Here is a 21,844-nt window from a genome sequence, read left to right on the forward strand (position 1 = left end):
CCCGGCGGACGCAGTGGTAAGGACGAACGGATGACGGAAAAAAGCGCGCAGGAAAAGCTGGCGGAACTGGACCAGCGGGACAGTAATACCGAAACAGTAGAAAACATCGCCACCACAGGGCATGTTGCCAGTGTCGGAATCACGGTCGTCAGTATGGTGGGGGCAACGGCAAAGGTAGGGCTGGCAGCAGCAGCGGCCAAAACCTGTGCCGCCGGAATAGCCAAAGCCGTTGCTGGATTTGGCGGCCCTCTGGTTGCCGGAATGGCGGGAGGGATGCTGGGAGGATGGCTGGGTACCAAAGCGGGTGACTGGTTTATGGATACCTGGGGTAAAGATCACGCGGTTTCTGGCCCCACAGATATACCGGCGTGTGTGGGACATCATATTGTTCATAACAATTCCTTTCTGGGCGCAATTGGTGGGTTGATTGGTGGACTTATTGTAGGGATTGCGGTCGGTGCACTGGTCGTTGCGACGGGAGGGGCTGCGCTGGGGGTACTCGCTGCCACTGTTGCTGCCGGAGCCGGAGGGCTGGCGGGGGGATTTGTCGGCGGTGCCGCGATGGCCATTGGTTCCCGCTGGGCCTCTGATACCGGAGAAATTCATGAAGGTTCGCCCAATGTCACTTTTGAAGGAAAAGCAGTGGCACGGGTAACCGATCCGGTGATTTGCAGCAACGATCCGGGCGAACCGCTGCCGCAGATAGCTGAGGGCAGCAAAATCATTTCTGTAAACAGTCTGCCGCTCGCACGTAAGGGGCATAAAATCACCTGTTCGGCAGTGATTCAGGACGGGTGTAAAACCATCACGGCGGATAAGACTACCGGGCAGTACGGGCCGATTAATGCGGATATGTCTGTTACAGAACAATCTGTCGTGTCCGGTTTAGAGGTTCTGACAGCTCTGTGGGGCGCAAAACAGTTAAACCGGGCAGCCAATGAGCGTATCAGCCAGGGATTCAGCGACCCGGTGGACGCGGGAACAGGCGAATACCTCGACTACCGTACTGATTTCCACTGGCCCCATATCCTGCCGTTAACGCTGAAACGCGCCTACACTGGCCGCCACACCGTGAGCGGCTTTCTGGGCACTCGCTGGCTGTGTAACTGGTCGCAGTACCTGGAATTTGACAGCGACGGGCAGAATGTCACCTATTTTGATGCTGAGGGTTTATGTCCGGCCTATTCCACGGTGCAGGAACCATACAACTGCCGCAATCTGCTGGTGCCGCACTACCGCCTGACGGGTAACCGCAGGCGGGCCGTCATCTTCAATGAGCATACGCAGCAGGGCTATATCTTCACACCCGTTTCCCCCGGCGCACGCCGCCTGCGTCTGTCCGCTATCAAAGACCGTAACCGCAACGAAATCCGCTTTCTTTATAACGGCGTGGGCCATCTGACAAACGTCGAACACAGTGGCGGTTTGCACCTGCGGGTGATGTGTGGCCCGGAAGGACTGATTTACCGCGTCAGCGACGAGGTGGATGGCAGTGAGCTGGTACGTTATGACTACACTCACCACGGCGATGAGTGGTGGCTGCGTGACGCGCAGACACGGTTTAACGGCACACTGCATTACACCTACACCGAACAGGGCTGGCTGAGTTCCTGGCGGGACAACGGCCCGACACATTTTCACCTGCGCTACGACGATGAAGGGCGGGTGGTAGCGACGAGCACCGAAGAGGGGCTGTATAACGACACCTTCCGTTACTTCCCGGCAGAGCGCAAAACCGAGTACACCGATGCAACCGGGGCCGTCACCACGCTGTGGTTTGATGAAACATGGTTGCTGATAAAACAGCGAGACCCGCTGGGGCGCATCACGGAACGGGTGCGCGATGAATATGACCATCCGGTGTGCATCCGGCAGCCGGGCGGGCGTGTCACACAGATTAAACGCGATTACGCCGGACGCATCCTGAGCGAAACGGATGCCGACGGGCGCAAGCGGGAATGGCAGCGGGATGCGTTCGGGCAGATAACGACTTACCGGGACCACCGCACCACGGCGGCATACCGCTATAACAGCGAAGGCAACCTGGTTCATCGGGAAGTGAATGACCAGAAATGGCAGTACCGTTACACCGAAGATGGCCAGATAAAGGAGGTCATTTATCCGGACGGCAGCCGCGAGCAGTGGGCTTATAACGCGCAGGGCAGCCTGACGGCGCATACCGATGCGGCAGGCCGGACGACACATTATGCGGAAGACCGCTGGCTGCGGCTGACGGGCGTGACGGATGCGGAAGGGCGCAGCACGTACTGGCAGTACCGTCCAGGAGAGAGCAACCCGCATGAGAAGGTCAGCGCGGTTATCCGGGCTGACGGCGGCGCAGAAACGTTCCGCTACGACGGCGAGGGAAAAATCGCCGTCCATACCGGCGCGATGGGCCAGACCACGCGCTACCGCCACGGCGCATTCGACCTGCTGCGCGAAGTGGAGGACGCTGGCGGGCAGCGCATTGTCTGCGACTATGACGGCGCGGCGCGGCTGACACAGTTAACCCGCTCCGGCAACCAGCGCTGGCGGCTGCATTATGATGCGGCGGGGCAACTGGCGGGGGAGGATGACTGGTCGGGACGGCGGACGGTTTACCGCCGGGATGAACAGGGCAGGCTGGCGGAGAAAGTGCGCCCGGACGGCAGCGTGTGGCGCTATGCGCGGGATGAATTCGGTCGGGTGACAACCATCACGGGTGAGCACCAGCAACTGCGCTACGGCTGGGACCGTTATGACCGGATGGTGAGCACGGAGGTGTATGAGTGCAGCGACGCCACGCAGAAGGATTATACGCTGACCAGCCGCATCACGCTGGAATGGGATGACCGGCACCGGCTGGTGGCGGAAGAGCAGGACGGTCAGCGAACGGAATACCGCTACGATGACGCGGGACGGCTGACGGGAACGAAAACCGCGGACGGCGAAACGCAGCGGGAATACGATGCCTCGGGCGTATTAACGGCTTACCGCAGCAACGGCCACCGGATGGAGTTTGGTCATACGCGGGCAGGGCAGGAGCGGAGCCGCCGCTACCGCCCGGAGGATGAAGAAAGCTGGCTGGCGCAGACGCCGCTGAACCACGCGGTCTACATCCAGGAGCAGGGCCATGATGCCTGTGGCCGCACGGCGTGGCAGCGGCCGGGGGCGGAGCGACTGGCAGGCAGCCATGAGAGCGTGGCGTCGTGGAGACCGCTGGGAGAGCACCGTTACGCGTGGGATAAATCGGGCCGCCTGACGGGCCATGAGATGTGGTCGAAAACGCGCAGCGAACAGGAAACGCGCTACCGCTATGACAACCGCGACCAGATAACCAGCGTGCTGCGACTGAACGCCGACGGCCCGGCGCAGGAAGAGCGCTACCGCTACACGGTGAACGAGCAAATCGCGGAAAGCCGGATAAACGGCATTCTGTCACAGCATGATTACCGCAACGAATGTGTGACGCAGGCGGGAGACAGCCGCTACGAATACGACGCCTGCGGGCGGGTGATAAAACGCACCGAACAGAAACGGGGCTTCCGGCCACAGGAATGGCGCTACCGCTGGGATGACTTCGACCGTCTGCGGGAGGTGAAAACGCCGGACGGTGAGGTGTGGCAGTACCGCTACGACGCTTTCGGACGCAGAACGGCGAAGCGTAATATTATCCGTGCGGCGTGGAAACAAAATCACCACACCGTCAGCGAGGTACGTTATCAGTGGCTGGGGATGGCGCTGTCGGCGAGTGAGAAGCGCTATGCGGACGGGAGTCCGGCGCTGCGTGAGCAGTGGCATTACCGGGGCGGTTTTGAGCTGCTGGCGAAGGAGGCGCGGGCGGCGAACGACGACACCAGCGACTTTTATCCCATACTCATCGGCCCGGATGGTGCGCCGCAGGAGATGTACAGCGCTAACGGACGGAAGGTGTGGCGGCGGCAGCGAAGCCTGTGGGGGCTGGCGGCGGCGAACGACGCGTCGCCTGACGGGCGTGAAAGCTGTGACGCGGGCTTTATGGGCCAGTGGCAGGACGAGGAGAGCGGGCTGTGGTATAATTTACACCGCTACATGGACTCACGGACGGGGCAGTATTTAAGCCAGGATCCACTGAGGTTGGCGGGGGGATTAAACACCTATGGTTATGTTCACAATCCGCTGACATGGGCAGATCCATACGGGTTAGCTGGATGTAGTGCACAATTCAAATCGAGAAATGAAGCTTTCAGGGCTGCGAAAAGAGATGCCGGTATTCCGATGAATCAACAACCAGACAGAATATTTAATTCTAAAACTGGATTTTTCAGTGATCACAGAAATGTACCAATGACTGATTCCAGAAAAAATCCTATTTTTGATAACAATGGCAATCAAGTCTGGACAAGAGAATATCAATTTACCAGAGCGGATGGTTCTAAAATTATCATCCAAGATCATTCTGCTGGACACTCTTATGCTGATGGAGTAGGAAATCAAGGTTCTCATTTAAATGTAAGACCAATCGAAAATACTCGAACGGGTTCAGTTCCTGGTACATTTGATCATTATGAATTTTGAGGAGAGCGACATGTACTGGAATGATATTGATGGTAGTATATTATTTAACAAAGTTTTCACTAAATCTATTGAAGTAAATGAAATCGATGTCTTTGACATAAAAATAGAGCGTGAAGCTGCTACAGTGACAATATCCTTCGATTTGGTTAATGAATTACCGGATAATCCTCTACCTAAATGGGTTAAAGGTTACAATAGATGTAGGTGTGGTATAAATTGTAGCGGAGTTAGATATTTAAAAATAGATGGCATGTCTACAGATATGCTAGCAAAAATAGAAATACATACTGATAATAATGAAGTTATAATAAAGGGAGCTGATATCCTTCTAAATCTGAAGTGTTCTCACATACAACTTATGGGGCCTTCGGTATATATTAGCCAATGAAATCAAAGCCGGAAAGACATTTAAATGTGTCCGGCTTTTTTATTATTTAACTCTCGTTCAGTACACTAAACAATCCGTCCTTCACCTCCTGTTCAGCCTGATAAAGCTGTTCGCACAGCTTCTACTCGGTCTACATCCAGGTGCAGGGTCATGATGCCTGTGGCCGCTCGGCGTGGCAGCGGCCGGGGCAGTTTTGAGCTGCTGGCGAAGGAGGTGCGGGCTGGTGGATGAAAAAAATAGAGGTCAGATGCTGTGAAAAAGTACGCTGTAGAGGTTCTGTTTATGTCTGCCTGTGCAGGAGTGTTCCTGCCTGTATTTGCCTGGGGCGGAACAGATGTAAATATTGATAACCCGCTGGCGGAGTGTGTGGATATCCATCCCGTTCATCGTCAGGAAATGGATAACCTTACCATTCTGAAAACAACGGTCACACTGAAAAAAAGTACCGGTGAATGTGGCTGTTTCTCAGCATTAATCAGCTATACCAGCTTACTGGCGCAGGATGTTGAGGGTTACGGACGCGGAAGTGCATATTCCCTTCAGGAGGGGAATATCTCACTGGCGAAGATGCAGGGACGTTATCCTTTCAGCTTTGTATTATCGGTGGATAACCAGTCTGTACGGGATCAGAAGCTGGCGCTAATGATACGTTGTACACCACCGCTGTAATACACAGAATAATCAGGGAGAAGATGATGGCGGTAAGACTGACTTTTGACGGGCAAAAGCTGACATGGCCTGGTATCGGGATATTTAAGGCGACCACGGGGTTACCGGATTTACAGTGGCCAGATAAACAGTGTGTGCCGGATGCGGCGATACCGGAAGGGAATTATAAATTGTTTATTCAGTTTCAGGGGGAGGCACCGATAAGAAATGCTGCGGATTGTGATCTGGGACCATCATGGGGCTGGAGTACCATTCCGCGAGGTCAGGCTGCCGGAACATGTGAGATATACTGGGCGAACTGGGGATATAACCGTATCCGGCTGGAATCAGCGGATGAGAAGACCCGAAAAGCCTGTGGGGGCAAGCGGGGTGGTTTTTATATCCATGATTCCACCAAAGGTTACAGTCATGGTTGTATTGAAGTGGAACCGGTGTTTTTCCGTATTCTGAAACAGGAGACGGAAAAAGAAAATGGTGAAAAGACATTTACGGTTAATGTTAAGTATGTTTCTGGTCAGCAAACGAATGGTGGAACAAAACAATAATACCGTTAAAACCGGATCAAATTATCGTGTCTGAACGTGCTGTGGTTGACAATGATTACAATGGTGGCCAGATAAGTAACGAGCACCAATGATAAAGTATATGACTGGCGGTGTGCTGGTTATTAATCAAATTTTTATAAAATGCAATGCGAATCTGGTAAGCGTAATAAAAATAAAATCATAATATTGTTATATTCATTTCCTTATTTATGTAATTCAGTATTTATGTTATGTGCTAATTTTTGTGTTTTTATTTTCATGGCTCTTGTCAGCAATATACCCTGTTCTTCTGGTAAATATTTAAATATAACAGGCTGGTTGCATTATAAAGTGCGGGGCACTGTTTCCTGACGGTGAGTCTATTTATTTTAATCCGGTATTAAAGGAGTCACTACCATGAGTTTTGTATCCACAAATAATAAATCCGGTATGGGAGGGCTGACGACAACCACGCCGCCGATAACCGGAGAAAGTGGCGGTGTCACCGCAGATTCAGTCACCGGAAGCGTGGCAGATGCGGCAGAAGCCGCCGTGGAACAGGCTGCGGGATCGCTGTTTGGCGCATTGCCGGAGCCATCAGGACTGGTGAAAGCCGCGGTGGCAGCGGCGCAGGCTGCGGCTGCCGCAGGTATGGCGCAGGATGCGGTATCGGCCATCGTCTCCGCTGTTGCAGGCGGGCCGGGGGCGCATAATGTGACGGTCAGCGGCAGCGCCGTACCGCCGGGCGCATTACTGTTCGCCAGCCTGGACGGCGGCGAAACATTAAGTGAACTGTTCAGCTATGTGGTACAGCTAAAAACGCCCGACACCCTGAACCTGGGCTATGTCTCCCCGGCGGCCAACCTGCCGCTCAAACCGATGGTGGGCAAAGATCTGTGCGTCAACATCGAACTGGATGGTGGCGGTAAACGGCATATCAGCGGGCTGGTCACGGCGGCGCGGGTAGTGGGCCATGAAGGGCGTTCGGTTACCTATGAGCTGCGTATGGAGCCGTGGGTAAAACTGCTGACCCATACCAGCGACTACAAAGCATTCCAGAATAAAACCGTGGTGGATATTCTGGATGAGGTTCTGGCGGAATACCCCTACCCGGTGGAAAAGCGGCTGGTGGAAAGCTACCCGGTACGTACCTGGCAGGTGCAGTACGGTGAAACTGATTTTGATTTTCTTCAGCGACTGATGCAGGAGTGGGGCATCTACTGGTGGTTTGAGCACAGCGAGGACAGCCACACGCTGGTGCTGGCGGATGCCATCAGCGCCCACAAAGCATGTCCGGACTCGCCGCTGGTCGAGTGGCACCAGGAAGGGCTGAAGCTGGACAAGGAGTTTATCCACACTATCACGGCAAACGAGAGTCTGCGGACTGGACAGTGGGTGCTGGATGATTTCGATTTTACGAAGCCACGTTCATTGCTGGCAAACACGGTGGCAAACCCGCGTGAAACCGGTCATGCCACCTACGAGCATTATGAGTGGCCGGGAGACTACTTCGACAAGAGTGAAGGCGAGATGCTGACGCGCATTCGTATGGAGGCGCAGCGCAGCCCCGGCAGTCGGGTGCTGGGGGGAGGGAATATCCGCACACTCATGACCGGTTATACCTTCACGCTGGAAAACTATCCCACTGCCGAAGTCAATCAGGAATACCTGCTGATGCAGACCTTGCTGTTTGTGCAGGACAACGCGCAGCACAGCGGGCAGGACCAGCACTTTACCTTTTCCACCCGTTTTGAACTGCACCCCACCCGCGAGGTGTTCCGCCCGCAGCGGACGGTGAGCAAACCCCACACCAAAGGGCCGCAGAGCGCCATCGTCACCGGCCCGTCGGGACAGGAAATCTGGACGGATCAGTACGGGCGGGTAAAGTTACAGTTTGGCTGGGATCGCTACGGCAAAATGGATGAAAACAGCTCCTGCTGGATACGCGTCAGCTACCCATGGGCGGGCAAAGGCTTCGGGATGATCCAGATCCCGCGTATCGGCCAGGAAGTGCTGGTGGATTTCAAAAACGGCGATCCGGATCTGCCGATCATCGTGGGGCGTACCTACAACCAGGACACCATGCCGCCGTGGGGACTGCCGGGCGCGGCAACACAGAGCGGGATATACAGCCACACTATCGGCGGCGGACCGACCAATGCCAACGCCCTGCGTTTTGAAGATAAACCCGGTAGTGAAGAGGTCTGGCTACATGCTGAAAAAGATCAGCGTATTGAAGTTAATAATAATGAAAGTCACTGGGTGGGGAATAATCGGGTTAAGGTCATTGATCAGTCAGAAATAGCCACTATTGGCGCTGTCCGCGACCATAAAGTTCAGTATGACGATACCTCTCTGGCCGGAGGAAATAAAACCATTCAGACGGTAAAAGAGTTATATCTGGCAGCGGGTGATTCTATTACCCTGAGTTGTGGTGACACTGTTCTGTACATGAGCAGTAAGGGGGAATTTTACGTAACCTGTAAAACGTTCAATATTACTGCAACAGATGCCGATGGTCAGATTAATACTATAAAAGGGCAGCTGGATTTAAATATGGATAAAAGAGAACCCAAAGTGGGAACATTTGGTGAGTCAGAAAAAACAGCAATGGCAGCAGTAATTAAGGAAACTTTTCCACCCAAAGAATAGTTTTTATTTTAGTGCCGGACTTATCAACACCTTCAGACCAAAAAGGATTTTATATAATCATGACGAACTATTATATCAACGAAGCCATCCTGAGCTTCTCCGGTAATATATCCCAGGACAGCACCCTCAATATGATCCGCCTGAGCGATCCGGATGCGGCGCTGATTATCAGCCGCGGCAAAATGCAGGACGGTGATGAGCTGGCGTCCCAGGTTGAACAACAGATGAAAAAACTGGAAAAGCAGGTTAAGGAACTGCGTTATACGCCAGCACAGGTTGTCCTGCTGGGTATTGACGGGAAAATGGAAGGGCTGGAAATACAGAGTCAGTTCATCCGGGGTAATGAGCATGTATATCAGTACCAGGCGGTATTTGTGCTACAGAGCAGCCGGGTAATGATGGCCCTGACCTATGCCCGCTCAACAGCGTTAACCGAAGCGGATAGGGTGCGCTGGGCGGATATCAAAAAGAATCTGCGTTTCAGGTTGGATCCGGAAAACACGGCAACCGGACAATAACACAGGGAGTGTGGTATGGGAGAGGCATTCTGGGCGGCAAGGGAAGGCGACGCGCTGCTGCATACGTCCTTTCTGGCAGATCTGGTGGGCAGTGCGCTGGAATTCGCCATCAATGCGGCTATTGATTTTGCGGCACTGGCTGTTGTGGCGCTGGCGACGGGGGCTACAGTGGCAACGCTGGGATGCAGCGCCGTATTACTTGTGGGGACCGTGGTCGGCGCGACGATGTTGCTGAGTGGCGCCGGGGAGAAAATCAGTAAAGCCTGTGAAGACATAGCCAACAGCCTTTTTCCGCCGAAAATTGAGGGATATATCCTGACCGGCTCAGGCGACACCCGGATTAACAGCAAACGGGCGGCGCGGGCGGCGGCAACGGCATTATCACGCCATGATGTGGAAACCCTGGACGCGCAGGCGCAGGCAGAGGCAGAAGAAGAAAAACGCAGGCAGGACGCCAAATCAATGTGGGATGTGGCCGGGGAATATCTGGATGCAGTAAAAGGCCGGGCAGAGAATATGGCTAAGGGCGTCGTTTCCGTGGTGAGCCGGATGGGGTCAGCGGAAGGATGGGCCTCGCTGGGAAATGATGCTCTGGCGGAGGCGGGCGATATGCTTTCCGACACGGGCCACTTTATTTCAGAGATGTGGCAGCCCACGGTGGCAACGGCATATCCGGGGTCTGACCCGAAACAGGATGATAAAATCGACTGCCACAAACATCCCTCTTCATTCAGCCAGTTTATGGCGCAGAAACTGCAGGCGCTGACGGACGACCCGGTGGGGACGGTCTTGGGGGCGATGAACCCTTTCGGTGCGCTGGAAATCGGTTTTCAGGCGGCAGGCGCGCTTATCGGCAGCGTGTCGAACCTGTTCAAAGGCGACGATGAGCCGCCCGCAGCAGAATATATCGCCGAAGGGACGCGGGATGTGCGTATCAACAGCCAGCCTGCGGCGCGCAGCGGGGTACGCTGTACCTGCGAGGCAAAAGTGGTGGATGAGCCTGAGAACGGCGTACATGTATCCGGTGATGTACGTATCGGCGGGCCGCTTCTGGTGGTACGGGATATCAAAAGCGGTAAGTCACAAATAACCCTGGTGACCACCATTGCGCTGACGTTCATGCAGCCCGGACGGGCGTCAGCTAAAAGTGCCTGCTTTATGATGGGATTGGGCATTAACATGATGGTTCAGAAGGCGGGGAGTGCGCTGAACCGCCCGGTAAACGCCGCCACCGGAGCCAAGTACCTGGCAGGCGATGATGACGTTGATTTCAGTCTGCCCGGCCACTTCCCGCTGGAGTGGCAGCGGACCTACAGCAGCCGTGATGAACGGACGGAGGGGATGTTCGGGCGGGGCTGGAGCGTGCTGTATGAAGTGTGCCTGGAGCGTACGCCGGACAATCCGGATGAAAACTGCATGACGTATGTGGCCCCGATGGGACGGCGAATTGACCTGCAGGCGGTGGAGCCGGGGAGTGGTTTTTACAGCCCCGGCGAGGGGCTGGCAGTGCGGCGCAGCGAACAGGGCCACTGGCTTATCAGCAGTGATGACGGCGTGTACAGGCTGTTTGAAGCGGACCCGTTCAGCCCACAGCGTCGGCGGCTGAAAATGCTGGGCGACCGCAACAGTAACTGCCAGCACCTGACCTACGACAACCACGGGCGTCTGGTGGAAATCAGCGGCGATCGGCAGCGCCCCTGCATCCGGCTGCACTATGAGCTGGCAGCGCACCCGCAGCGCGTGACGCGCATCTTCCGCCATTACCCGGAAGGGGAGCCGGAGCTGCTGCGGCGTTACCGCTACGATGAGGCGGGGCGGCTGAACGGGGTAGTGGACAACGCAGGTCAGTATCAGCGCGAGTTTGCGTACGACGACAACGACTGCATGACGATGCACCGGGAGCCGGGCGGCGAACGGTATTACTACACCTGGGCGTGGTTTGAAGGCCCGGACGATGCGGCGTGGCGGGTGACGGGCCATCATACGGACAGCGGCGAGCAGTACCGTCTGGACTGGAATCTGGCAGAACGCTCGCTGTGCGTGACGGATAGCCTGGGGCGTACGCGCTGCCACTGGTGGGATGCGCAGGGCCTGGTGACGGCGTACCGGGACGAGGCCGGGCAGATGACCACTTTCCGCTGGAGCGATGAAGAGCGGTTACTGCTGGGGATGACGGACGCGCAGGGCGGCAAATGGCGTTATGTCTATGACCGTCTCGGCCACCTGACGGAGACGCATGACCCGCTGGGCCGGGTTGAGCAGACGCAGTGGCATCCGGTGTGGCACCAGCCGGAAACGGAGGTGGATGCCGCGGGGGCGGCGTGGCGTTATGAGTATGATGAGCGGGGCAACCTGCAGGCGGTCATCGACCCGCTGCACCAGCGCACGGTATACGGGTATGACCGGCACGGCCAGGTGGTGCGGATAACCGACGCGCGGGGCGGAGATAAATACCTGCAGTGGAACGAAGACGGGCAGCTTATGCGCCACACGGACTGTTCTGGCTCGCAGACGGCATGGTTTTATGATGAACGCACGCGGCTGGAAAGGGTGACGGACGCGGAGAGTAACAGTACGCGTTACAGCTATGACGGCAACGGACATCTGACGGAGGTCATGTTCGCGGACGGGCGTACGGAGCGTTACCAGCCGGATGCGGCGGGACGGCTGGTGAAATACACCAGCCCGGCAGGGCAGATAACACGCTGGCAGCGGGACGGCCAGGGGCGGGTGCGCAGGCAGACGGATGCGACGGGTCGCAGAACGGCGTATGAGTACGACGCTTACGGGCGGCTGACCACGCTCACGAACGAGAACGGGGAAAGCTACCGGTTCCGGTACGATGTTCTGGACCGGGTGACGGAACAGACGGACCCCGGCGGCAGCCGCCGGGTATACGGGTATAACGCGCTGAATGCGGTGACGGCAGTGATATACGGCGGGGAGCGCGGGGGCGAAATCCGCCACGGTCTGGAGCGTGATGCGGCGGGGAGGCTGACGGCGAAAATCACGCCGGAGACGCGCACGAAATACCGGTACGACGCGGCGGACCGTCTGCTGGAAATCCGCCGCAGGCAGCATGATGCGGCGGAAGGCGGAGAGCCGGAAGTTATCCGGTTCAGCTACGACAGTGCGGGTAACCTGCTAAGCGAGGAGACGGCGCAGGGCGTGCTGCAGCACCGGTACGATGTTCAGGGCAACCGCACAGAAACGCAGATGCCGGACGGGCGGACGCTGCGGTACCTGTACTACGGGAGCGGCCATCTTCAGCAAGTCAACCTGGGGCGTGATGTCATCAGCGAGTTCACGCGTGACCACCTGCACCGTGAGGTGCAGCGGAGCCAGGGGCGGCTGGACACGCGGCGGATGTACGACCGGACGGGCCGGTTAACGCGGAAACTGACCTGTAAAGGAATGCGCGGAGTGGTGCCGGAGACGTTTATTGACCGGGAATATGCGTACAGCGGCCAGGATGAGCTGCTGAAAAAGCGGCACAGCCGGCAGGGGGTGACGGATTATTTTTACGACACGACGGGGCGCATCACGGCGTGCCGGAATGAGGCATACCTGGACAGCTGGCAGTACGACGCGGCGGCGAACCTGCTGGACAGGCGGCAGGGAGAGACCGCGCAGGCGGGTGCAGGCAGCGTGGTGCCGTTCAACCGGATAACGTCATACCGTGGGCTGCATTACCGTTACGATGAATATGGCCGGGTGGTGGAAAAGCGGGGCCGCAACGGCACGCAGCACTACCGCTGGGACGCGGAGCACCGGCTGACGGAAGTGGCGGTCACCCGGGGGGACACCGTACGGCGTTACGGGTACGTGTACGACGCGCCGGGCAGGCGGGTGGAGAAGCACGAACTGGACGCGGAAGGAAAGCCGTATAACCGGACGACGTTTTTATGGGACGGAATGCGGCTGGCGCAGGAGTGCAGGCTGGGAAGAAGCAGCAGCCTGTATATCTACAGCGACCAGGGGAGCCACGAGCCGCTGGCGCGGGTGGACAGGGCGGCGCCGGGCGAAGCGGATGAGGTGCTGTATTACCATACGGACGTAAACGGCGCGCCGGAGGAGATGACGGACGGCGGGGGCAATATTGTCTGGGAAGCGGGCTATCAGGTATGGGGGAACCTGACGCATGAAAAAGAAACCCGGCCCGTACAGCAGAACCTGCGTTTCCAGGGGCAATATCTGGACAGGGAAACGGGGCTGCATTACAATTTATACAGATTTTATGATCCGGATATCGGGAAGTTTATATCGGGCGATCCGATAGGGCTGGCGGGGGGCATTAATCTTTATCAGTATGCGCCGAATCCGTTAAGCTGGCTCGATCCGTTGGGGCTTAAATGTGGTAGTTTAAAAAATAAAGATCCAGGAAAGAATGGGGTCGAAATAGAAAGACTCACAACTAAAAAAGGGACTACTAAGGTTGATACTCTTTTCAATAATATGAATGATGCAAAAAATTGGGCCGCTAATCAGCTAGGTTTAGGAAAAACCAGAATATATGACTCTAATGGTAAGTGGATAGGTTGGCAGAATAAAGCTGGTGACTCTGTTTATTGGGGGCATGGAGATTGGGGGCAAGGTGTGGGGAAATCGACATTCCCTCATCTGAATATAAATATTAATGGTGAGAAAGGGCATCTCTTCCTGAGGGATAAAATTATTAATCGAGGGCAGTGGGATGACTTTGAAAAATTTTTCGAGTGATAATAAATTACTTTTATCGCTTTGTGCTGAGGCAACCTTAAATCATTGGTCTTTTGAGGGACAAGAGCTTAGTGTTAATCTCACAACTTATGATGATGATGAGTTGATTATTATTATCGAGACTGATACTGTTCATTCATCACCTCTTTTCCCTAATAAACTTTTGAATATTTGCAGAATTGTAATACAAGATATGCATGAAGTATTGGATTCTCAAAATGGGTACTATATTCCTCCAAAGGACTTTAGCAATTTAATGAAGTTTTCTGGGAAAAATTACTCATTGTATTATGGCAGAAAGAATATTATGAGATATAACCTGGCTTTCATAGGAAGTAAGAATTTTCTAAGTTGCCCGCTAACTTCTTTAGATAGTTCTATTAAATGGGAAATTAGATAATTAGTTAAATAAAGCCGGGGAAGAAATTAAATCTTCCCGGTTTTTTTATTATTTAGCTCTCGTTCAATCCACTAAACCAGCACATCCTTCACCCCCTTAACCACCTGTTTAGCATGATAAAGCTGTTCGCGCAGCTTCTGCACCTCGTTACTGTCCGCCATCAGCACAATACACCCCTGTGAAATCTTCACGGTGACGCCGTGCCCGGTCTCAAATCCCACTTCTTCCTGCCAGTCGCCGCTGGGGATTTGTGAGTAACAGGTGGGCATGCAGGCTTTGCTGTTGATGTGGCGGACGCTGACGCCGAGGCATCTAAATAAATTCTTAATTCTCCGCCGGATGCTGGCTGATTGTGGAGCTCAGGGCGAGCGAGTATGGGCGCGACATCCTGGCACTGCGCTCCCCTCTCCCCGGCCAGCCCCGGCCAGTGATGAGCAACCGGCTGCCGGGGCAGTATTTTGACGATGAAACGGGCCTGCATTCAAATCTGTTCAGATATTATGCACCGGAGTGTGGTTGGTTCGTCAGCCAGGACCCGATAGGGCTGAAAGGGGGATGGAACCGATATCATTATCCTCTGAATCCTATTACAGATAGTGATCTTCTTGGTCTTATTACTTGTGGCGCTGATAAAGGTGATCCTGGCACGTTATTAAGATGAAAAATGGTTGAAAATAATTGCATTAGTGAATGCTCATTTATGCCTTTACCTACAAAAAGTAACGGATTTGCTTGCTGGAATTGTGTTAACGAATGTAAAGGAAATCAAGGCTATTGATGTTTTTACTACAGGAATAAGTATGGTTAACGATAAGGATACAGCTATATTAATTAGTGATTTAATGTTGAGATTTGGTAAGAAACTTGATGAATCTGTTGCTGTTGTTCAGTCCCGTTGTGATGAGGATGAATTTAAGGTATATCGAGAAGCGGTTGGTTTGATCATGGGTGAAATGCTTATTAAAATAATGAATCCATTATATGAAAAACATCCCGAAATAAAACCAAAAGGATTGAAATAAAACATCTGGAACCGGAGGAATAATGTGTAAAAGCCGGAGGGGTTATCTTTTCCCGGCTTTTTATTATCAATTACTCATTAACTCCTGTTCCGTTCTTTTGCGTTTAATCACCGGAATATCTCCGGTATTGTTCAGCGCCCCCAGAAATTTTTTTAACCACTGTTCTGCACTCCGTTTATTAATGCGGGTTACGCCCATCCCTTCAATACAGACAAAGAGTCCGTGGGTATGCTGCGGCGTGATCACGATGCAATCCCTCATTACCCGCACCTTGACGGGCATCCCGTTAATAAACCCCGCCTGCGGCATCCATTCACCGTACAAACGAACTGAAAGTCTCTCAATGCGTGAGTATGTAAGTATCCCGCATAATCGAGCCATTCACATTTAGAGATCATCCGACATAATCAATCTGCCAACGCAGGAGATCGCTGTGCGTAAAGCCCGTATTACTGCGCACCAGATCATCGCTGTGATTAGATCAGTCGAATCCGGACAGACTGTTAAAGATGTCTACCGGGAGGCCGGTATTTCTGAAGCCACCAGGGACAACTGGAAGTCTGGATACGGCGGCAGGGATACGCGTGGAATCACAAAAGGCTCCACCGTATTTACTGTCTGCTCAAGCTGAATTTTCGCCGTAAGGGTAAACAACGGCTGCCGGTACGCAATCCCTCGCCACTGGTCACGCCGGGAGCGCTGAACCAGAGCTGGTTTATGGGCGTCGTTTTCGCACGTTCAATGTTGTTGATGACTGTAATCGTGAAGCGTTGTCGATTGAAATCGATCTGAATCTGCCAGCTCTGCGAGTGGTCCGTGTACTCGACAGGATTACAGCAACCGCGGTTATCCGGCCATGCTGCGTATGGATAAGGGACCGGAATTTATCTCGCTGGCACTGGCTGAATGGGCAAAGAAACATGTAGTAAAGCTGGCGTTTATCCAGCCGGGTAAGCCGAAGAAAAACGTTTTCATCGAGCGTTTTAACCGGACATACCGTACAGAAATACTCAATTCTTATCTGTTCAGAACGCTGAATGAGGTGCGGTAAATTACGGATAAAGGGTTATCAGAATATAACTGCGAACGTCCATATGAATCGCGGAACAATATGATACCCAAGGAATACCGCCAATAACGTTATCTGGCCGGAATCTTAAAAATGCATGGAACTAAAACGGGTCTATTTACGGGGGCACCTGCGATGAATTTCGCTGCACTGAAAAGCGATACCGGATGAGAGCTGCTTCAAATTAATGTGCCATGTTCACGGGGAGGTGGTGCGACGTTTGCATAATCCAGCAAGAACTGAAAGGAAGGGGAGAGCTTTTTCATGCCTGTATAATCAGTCTGACCTGTGTCAGTCAGCTCTTAGTGTTGAGACTCTCGTTGGAGCGTTATAATTGCTTTTCCGTTTCGGAAAACAAGATTTTCCATTAAAGATCTTCCCTGCGAGGAAAAGTTAACTAATAATCTTACCGTCGAGTTAGGAGATGTATGTTTAAATATAAACAATGTTGCAACGATGCCTGATAATTATCCTCTCTTCGAAGATAAGTTTCCCACACCCAGTGTGGTGGGTGTCATTGTAATGTTATCACTTGAATGTAAATGGAAGGTATAATTGCTTTTTGACTAGTATTCTATTCCACCCTGACAACACGATGTTAACATAAACACTGTTTATATTGGCAATAACGCAATTTTTTTCAGATTAAGAGGTGCTCTGATATATAGATTTTTATGACATTACTTATTTGAATTGGTAACAAATACCAATAAGTACAAGCTGTTATTACCAGCCACGGATTTTTCCATACGGTAAGATTTGGTATGGTGTTATGTATTCTGGATGTGCTGGATTTTTTTAATTTGGTTAAAAAAGGTGGTTTTTCAAATGAAAATCATAAAAAAATTGATTATCGCAAGTGCGTTGAGCATGATGGCTGCTAGTTGTTATGCTGGCTCATTTTTGCCGAACTCAGAGCAACAAAAATCAGTGGATATTGTGTTTTCCTCTCCCCAAGATTTATCCGTATCGCTTATTCCTGTGTCGGGCTTAAAGGCTGGGCCAAATGCTCTTGGCACGAAAATTGCGAAGCTTGAAGTTAATTCTACTACTCTTAAAGAATTCGGGGTCAGGGGGATTGCTAACAAAATAGTAGACCTTACTGGCACTGCATGGCGTGTAGCTGGTAAAAATACTGGTAGAGAGATCATTGTGGGCTTATCAAGTGACAGTCTTAGAAGAGCTGGTGGCACGGAAAAATGGAATGGGGTGAACTGGATGACCTTTAATAGCAATGACGCACTTGATATTGTCCTGACAGGAGTGGCGCAGAATGTCACAGCTGACACGTACCCAATAACTGTAGACGTAGTGGGATATCAACCTTAATAGTAAACAACTATTAGTGTATTGTGCCTTGTTTAAGGCGCAATACACATCAAATCATCTATTTTTCTTTTACAATTTTTGATATGAAAGTAGTTAATTTTGCTGTAATGGCGGTAGCTTTGTTCGCCACTAATTCTATGGTTTCAGTATATGCCGCCAGGCAGCAATTAAATTCAGCCACTAAATTATTCAGCGTGAAGCTGGGGGCTACACGAGTGATTTATCACGCTGGTACGCCCGGCGCGACGCTCTCGGTGAGCAACCCGCAGAATTACCCTATTTTGGTTCAGTCTTCAGTCAAAGCAGCAGACAAAAGTTCGCCTGCTCCCTTTTTGGTGATGCCGCCTCTATTTCGTTTAGAAGCGAACCAGCAGAGTCAACTGCGTATTGTCCGTACTGGTGGTGACATGCCAACGGATCGTGAGACTTTACAGTGGGTCTGTATAAAGGCGGTACCACCCGAAAATGAACCGTCGGATACACAGGCTAAGGGCGCGACCCTTGACCTCAATTTGTCCATCAACGCCTGTGATAAGCTGATTTTCCGCCCGGATGCCGTGAAGGGGACGCCGGAAGATGTTGCAGGAAATTTAAGATGGGTGGAGACGGGCAACAAACTTAAGGTGGAGAACCCCACCCCGTTTTACATGAATTTAGCCTCTGTCACAGTAGGGGGAAAGCCCATTACAGGGCTTGAGTATGTCCCCCCCTTTGCTGACAAAACACTAAATATGCCAGGTAGTGCCCATGGTGATATTGAGTGGAGAGTTATTACAGACTTTGGTGGTGAAAGTCATCCGTTCCACTACGTTCTTAAATAAATCCAGGGGTTTAGCGGCAGAAAATGAAGTTCAAACAACCTGCCTTGCTACTGTTTATCGCGGGAGTGGTTCATTGCGCAAATGCGCACGCTTACACATTCGATGCATCAATGTTGGGCGATGCAGCGAAAGGGGTTGATATGTCGCTCTTTAACCAGGGGGTACAACAGCCAGGGACTTATCGCGTGGACGTGATGGTGAATGGTAAACGTGTCGACACCCGTGATGTGGTGTTCAAATTGGAAAAGGATGGGCAAGGAACGCCTTTTCTGGCTCCTTGTTTGACGGTCAGTCAGCTTTCACGCTACGGCGTAAAAACGGAAGATTACCCTCAGTTGTGGAAAGCAGCAAAGACCCCAGATGAGTGTGCGGATCTGAGCGCCATTCCACAGGCTAAAGCGGTACTGGATACCAATAATCAGCAACTGCAACTGAGTATTCCTCAGGTGGCGTTGCGTACGAAATTTAAGGGGATCGCTCCTGAAGATCTCTGGGATGATGGTATTCCGGCGTTTCTGATGAACTACAGTGCGAGGACAACGCAGACGGATTACAAAATGGATATGGAGAGGCGTGACAACTCTTCCTGGGTACAACTGCAACCGGGAATCAATATAGGTGCGTGGCGTGTCCGCAATGCGACCAGCTGGCAGCGGAGTGGTCAACAGTCGGGGAAGTGGCAGGCAGCATATACCTATGCTGAGCGTGGACTGTACTCACTAAAAAGTCGTCTGACTCTGGGGCAAAAGACTTCGCAGGGGGAGATATTTGATAGTGTGCCATTTACCGGTGTGATGTTGGCATCGGATGACAACATGGTGCCCTACAGTGAGCGGCAGTTTGCTCCGGTAGTGCGTGGGATTGCCCGCACGCAGGCTCGGGTGGAGGTCAAACAGAATGGTTACACCATTTACAACACCACCGTGGCGCCCGGACCGTTTGCACTGCGGGATCTGTCGGTAACAGACAGTAGTGGTGATCTGCATGTCACCGTGTGGGAGGCCGATGGCAGTACACAAATGTTTGTGGTGCCGTATCAGACCCCGGCGATAGCACTGCACCAGGGATATTTGAAGTACAGCCTGTTGGCGGGCCGATACCGATCGTCAGACTCTGCAACGGATAAGGCGCAGATCGCGCAGGCTACGTTGATGTATGGTCTGCCGTGGAATCTCACTGCATACGGCGGTATACAGAGTGCAACGCACTATCAAGCTGCATTGCTTGGTTTGGGGGGATCTCTCGGGCGGTGGGGGAGTTTATCTGTCGATGGAAGCGACACACACAGTCAGCGTCAGGGGGAAGCGGTACAGCAAGGAGCCTCCTGGCGACTGCGTTACAGCAACCAGCTGACTGCGACGGGGACAAATTTGTTTCTGACGAGATGGCAATATGCCTCGCAGGGCTATAACACCCTATCCGATGTGCTCGACAGTTATCGACATAATGGCAACCGTCTATGGTCGTGGCGGGAAAATTTGCAGCCGAGCTCACGTACCACCCTGATGTTGAGTCAGTCATGGGGGAGGCATTTGGGCAATCTGAGTTTAATCGGTTCCCGTACCGACTGGCGTAATCGCCCCGGTCATGATGACAGCTACGGACTGAGTTGGGGAACCTCTATCGGAGTGGGCTTGCTGTCATTGAACTGGAATCAAAACAGAACGCTGTGGCGCAATGGCGAGCACCGTAAAGAGAACATAACCAGCCTGTGGTTCAGTATGCCATTAAGCCGCTGGACGGGGAATAATGTAAGTGCTAGTTGGCAGATGACTTCACCATCACACGGTGGTCAGACGCAACAAGTGGGGGTCAACGGAGAGGCATTCAGTCAGCAACTGGATTGGGAGGTGCGTCAGAGTTACCGTGCCGATGCCCCGCCAGGTGGTGGTAATAACAGCGCATTGCACTTGGCATGGAATGGGGATTACGGCCTGTTAGGTGGTGACTATAGCTACAGCCGGGCGATGCGCCAGATGGGAGTCAATATCGCGGGAGGTATAGTTATCCACCATCATGGTGTGACGCTGGGGCAACCTTTGCAAGGCTCAGTGGCGCTGGTTGAAGCGCCAGGGGCCTCGGGGGTGCCAGTTGGCGGCTGGCCTGGCGTTAAGACGGATTTTCGTGGCGACACTACAGTGGGCAACCTGAGCGTCTATCAGGAGAATACAGTCAGCCTCGATCCGTCGCGACTACCGGATGACGCAGAGGTCACACAAACCGATGTGCGCGTGGTGCCAACCGAAGGGGCGGTGGTGGAAGCGAAGTTTCACACTCGCATCGGGGCCAGGGCACTGATGACGCTGAAACGGGAAGATGGTAGCGCCATTCCTTTCGGGGCGCAGGTTACAGTCAATGGGCAGGATGGCAGTGCTGCTCTGGTGGATACTGATAGCCAGGTTTATCTCACTGGTCTGGCGGATAAGGGCGAACTGACGGTGAAATGGGGAGCACAGCAATGTCGGGTTAACTACCGCCTACCTGCCCACAAGGGAATCGCGGGCTTGTATCAAATGAGCGGTCTCTGCAGATAGCCGATTCTGAAGGAGAGAACAATGTGGATGAAAATACAGCGAATGAAAACGGTTATCTATAGCGTAACCTTACTGGTCGCTGCCAGTAGCTTGATGCCGATAGCGAACGCCGCAGAAAAACTTCAGACAACGCTACGTGTAGGGACTTACTTTCGGGCTGGGCATGTGCCAGATGGGATGGTGCTTGCGCAAGGCAGGGTGACTTATCACGGCAGTCACAGCGGGTTTCGGGTATGGAGCGATGAGCAAAAGGCGGGTAACACGCCTACCGTATTGCTGCTGAGCGGGCAACAGGATCCTCGCCATCACATTCAGGTTCGCCTGGAGGGTGAGGGGTGGCAACCAGATACGGTGAGTGGTCGTGGCGCCATTTTAAGAACCGCTGCAGATAACGCCAGTTTCAGTGTGGTCGTTGATGGCAATCAGGAAGTGCCTGCGGATACCTGGACGCTGGATTTTAAGGCCTGTGCATTGACACACGAGGAGGCGTAGACATCTGTTCCACTCATACTACCTGTATCAGTGAATAAGGCGAATACTGTATATCAGGTTCGAGGATGTATTGAAAATTTACTCAAGGCAAATATGGTTAGCAATCTTCATTGCAGAAAAATCAATTGCTGATTTATTTTAAAATCTGAAATTCATCTTTTTTGTAGGGAG

16 protein-coding genes and 1 pseudogene are annotated in these 21,844 nt (G+C 52.9%); 15 read left to right on the forward strand and 2 right to left on the reverse strand.

Annotation, left to right across the window (positions count from 1 at the left end; all coding sequences use genetic code 11):
- Positions 1–30 precede the first annotated feature (30 nt).
- The 8 genes from J4645_RS00215 (at position 31) to J4645_RS00250 (ending at position 14,406) form a co-directional block, all read left to right on the forward strand.
- Positions 31–4,536, forward strand: a complete 4,506-nt coding sequence (locus J4645_RS00215) for an HNH/endonuclease VII fold putative polymorphic toxin (protein WP_001632446.1) — start codon at positions 31–33, stop codon at positions 4,534–4,536.
- A gap of 10 nt (positions 4,537–4,546) precedes the next feature.
- Positions 4,547–4,924 (forward strand): Imm50 family immunity protein, encoded by a 378-nt coding sequence (locus tag J4645_RS00220; RefSeq protein WP_023214856.1) that lies wholly within the window; start codon positions 4,547–4,549, stop codon positions 4,922–4,924.
- Between the two features lie 252 nt (positions 4,925–5,176).
- Positions 5,177–5,593, forward strand: a complete 417-nt coding sequence (locus J4645_RS00225) for a DUF2195 family protein (protein ID WP_001632444.1) — start codon at positions 5,177–5,179, stop codon at positions 5,591–5,593.
- Positions 5,594–5,616: 23 nt separating this feature from the next.
- Positions 5,617–6,138 carry a DUF2778 domain-containing protein gene (locus J4645_RS00230; RefSeq protein ID WP_000968384.1) on the forward strand — a complete coding sequence of 174 codons (522 nt, stop codon included), beginning with the start codon at positions 5,617–5,619 and terminating at the stop codon, positions 6,136–6,138.
- A 396-nt stretch (positions 6,139–6,534) separates the two neighbouring features.
- Positions 6,535–8,769, forward strand: a complete 2,235-nt coding sequence (locus J4645_RS00235) for a type VI secretion system Vgr family protein (RefSeq protein ID WP_023214857.1) — start codon at positions 6,535–6,537, stop codon at positions 8,767–8,769.
- A gap of 59 nt (positions 8,770–8,828) precedes the next feature.
- The gene (locus J4645_RS00240) at positions 8,829–9,287 is read left to right on the forward strand and encodes a DcrB-related protein (RefSeq protein WP_000186511.1); all 459 of its coding nucleotides are present in this window, start codon (positions 8,829–8,831) and stop codon (positions 9,285–9,287) included.
- A 15-nt stretch (positions 9,288–9,302) separates the two neighbouring features.
- Positions 9,303–14,006 carry an RHS repeat-associated core domain-containing protein gene (locus tag J4645_RS00245; RefSeq protein ID WP_208208924.1) on the forward strand — a complete coding sequence of 1,568 codons (4,704 nt, stop codon included), beginning with the start codon at positions 9,303–9,305 and terminating at the stop codon, positions 14,004–14,006.
- The gene (locus J4645_RS00250; RefSeq protein WP_001805083.1) at positions 13,981–14,406 is read left to right on the forward strand and encodes a hypothetical protein; all 426 of its coding nucleotides are present in this window, start codon (positions 13,981–13,983) and stop codon (positions 14,404–14,406) included. The genes J4645_RS00245 and J4645_RS00250 overlap by 26 nt, the downstream gene beginning before the upstream one ends.
- A gap of 71 nt (positions 14,407–14,477) precedes the next feature.
- On the opposite strand, the gene J4645_RS00255 is transcribed toward J4645_RS00250, so the two are convergent.
- Positions 14,478–14,675, reverse strand: a complete 198-nt coding sequence (locus tag J4645_RS00255) for a SymE family type I addiction module toxin (RefSeq protein WP_001632469.1) — start codon at positions 14,673–14,675, stop codon at positions 14,478–14,480.
- A 161-nt stretch (positions 14,676–14,836) separates the two neighbouring features.
- Between J4645_RS00255 and J4645_RS00260 the strand changes: the two genes are divergently transcribed.
- Entirely contained in the window at positions 14,837–15,067 is a 231-nt protein-coding gene (locus tag J4645_RS00260; protein ID WP_223195471.1) for an RHS repeat-associated core domain-containing protein, read from the forward strand.
- Between the two features lie 82 nt (positions 15,068–15,149).
- Positions 15,150–15,428, forward strand: a complete 279-nt coding sequence (locus tag J4645_RS00265) for a hypothetical protein (RefSeq protein ID WP_077463746.1) — start codon at positions 15,150–15,152, stop codon at positions 15,426–15,428.
- Between the two features lie 66 nt (positions 15,429–15,494).
- Here the strand turns inward: J4645_RS00265 and J4645_RS00270 are convergent, their stop codons facing one another.
- Positions 15,495–15,809 (reverse strand): SymE family type I addiction module toxin, encoded by a 315-nt coding sequence (locus J4645_RS00270; RefSeq protein ID WP_023892102.1) that lies wholly within the window; start codon positions 15,807–15,809, stop codon positions 15,495–15,497.
- A gap of 52 nt (positions 15,810–15,861) precedes the next feature.
- Between J4645_RS00270 and J4645_RS00275 the strand changes: the two are divergent.
- The 5 genes and pseudogenes from J4645_RS00275 to afaD all read left to right on the forward strand — a co-directional run bounded on the left by J4645_RS00275 (position 15,862) and on the right by afaD (position 21,673).
- Positions 15,862–16,566 (forward strand): annotated as a pseudogene (locus J4645_RS00275) (integrase core domain-containing protein).
- Positions 16,567–17,313: 747 nt separating this feature from the next.
- Positions 17,314–17,826, forward strand: coding sequence for a pilus assembly protein (locus tag J4645_RS00280; protein WP_208208956.1), 513 nt, complete (start codon positions 17,314–17,316; stop codon positions 17,824–17,826).
- Between the two features lie 83 nt (positions 17,827–17,909).
- Positions 17,910–18,647 carry a pili assembly chaperone SafB gene (safB, locus tag J4645_RS00285; RefSeq protein ID WP_023197143.1) on the forward strand — a complete coding sequence of 246 codons (738 nt, stop codon included), beginning with the start codon at positions 17,910–17,912 and terminating at the stop codon, positions 18,645–18,647.
- Between the two features lie 23 nt (positions 18,648–18,670).
- Complete coding sequence (locus tag J4645_RS00290) at positions 18,671–21,181, forward strand: fimbrial biogenesis outer membrane usher protein (protein ID WP_023214861.1); 2,511 nt, start codon at positions 18,671–18,673, stop codon at positions 21,179–21,181.
- A 21-nt stretch (positions 21,182–21,202) separates the two neighbouring features.
- Entirely contained in the window at positions 21,203–21,673 is a 471-nt protein-coding gene (gene afaD, locus J4645_RS00295) for an AfaD family invasin (RefSeq protein ID WP_000266931.1), read from the forward strand.
- The last annotated feature ends 171 nt before the right edge of the window (positions 21,674–21,844 follow it).

This window comes from Salmonella sp. 32082101201600294FB01SM01, assembly GCF_017572865.1.
GTDB classification, from domain to species: Bacteria; Pseudomonadota; Gammaproteobacteria; order Enterobacterales; family Enterobacteriaceae; genus Salmonella; species Salmonella enterica.

Excerpts from the sequence above, each read along its gene's own strand:
- J4645_RS00260 (WP_223195471.1), top strand. The coding sequence starts at position 14,837 with ATGAGCAACCGGCTGCCGGGGCAGTATTTTGACGATGAAACGGGCCTG.
- J4645_RS00290 (WP_023214861.1), top strand. The coding sequence starts at position 18,671 with ATGAAGTTCAAACAACCTGCCTTGCTACTGTTTATCGCGGGAGTGGTT.
- J4645_RS00240 (WP_000186511.1), top strand. The coding sequence starts at position 8,829 with ATGACGAACTATTATATCAACGAAGCCATCCTGAGCTTCTCCGGTAAT.
- J4645_RS00270 (WP_023892102.1), bottom strand. The coding sequence starts at position 15,809 with ATGGCTCGATTATGCGGGATACTTACATACTCACGCATTGAGAGACTT.
- J4645_RS00250 (WP_001805083.1), top strand. The coding sequence starts at position 13,981 with ATGACTTTGAAAAATTTTTCGAGTGATAATAAATTACTTTTATCGCTT.
- J4645_RS00235 (WP_023214857.1), top strand. The coding sequence starts at position 6,535 with ATGAGTTTTGTATCCACAAATAATAAATCCGGTATGGGAGGGCTGACG.
- afaD (WP_000266931.1), top strand. The coding sequence starts at position 21,203 with ATGTGGATGAAAATACAGCGAATGAAAACGGTTATCTATAGCGTAACC.
- J4645_RS00215 (WP_001632446.1), top strand. The coding sequence starts at position 31 with ATGACGGAAAAAAGCGCGCAGGAAAAGCTGGCGGAACTGGACCAGCGG.
- J4645_RS00245 (WP_208208924.1), top strand. The coding sequence starts at position 9,303 with ATGGGAGAGGCATTCTGGGCGGCAAGGGAAGGCGACGCGCTGCTGCAT.
- safB (WP_023197143.1), top strand. The coding sequence starts at position 17,910 with ATGAAAGTAGTTAATTTTGCTGTAATGGCGGTAGCTTTGTTCGCCACT.
- J4645_RS00220 (WP_023214856.1), top strand. The coding sequence starts at position 4,547 with ATGTACTGGAATGATATTGATGGTAGTATATTATTTAACAAAGTTTTC.
- J4645_RS00255 (WP_001632469.1), bottom strand. The coding sequence starts at position 14,675 with ATGCCCACCTGTTACTCACAAATCCCCAGCGGCGACTGGCAGGAAGAA.
- J4645_RS00230 (WP_000968384.1), top strand. The coding sequence starts at position 5,617 with ATGATGGCGGTAAGACTGACTTTTGACGGGCAAAAGCTGACATGGCCT.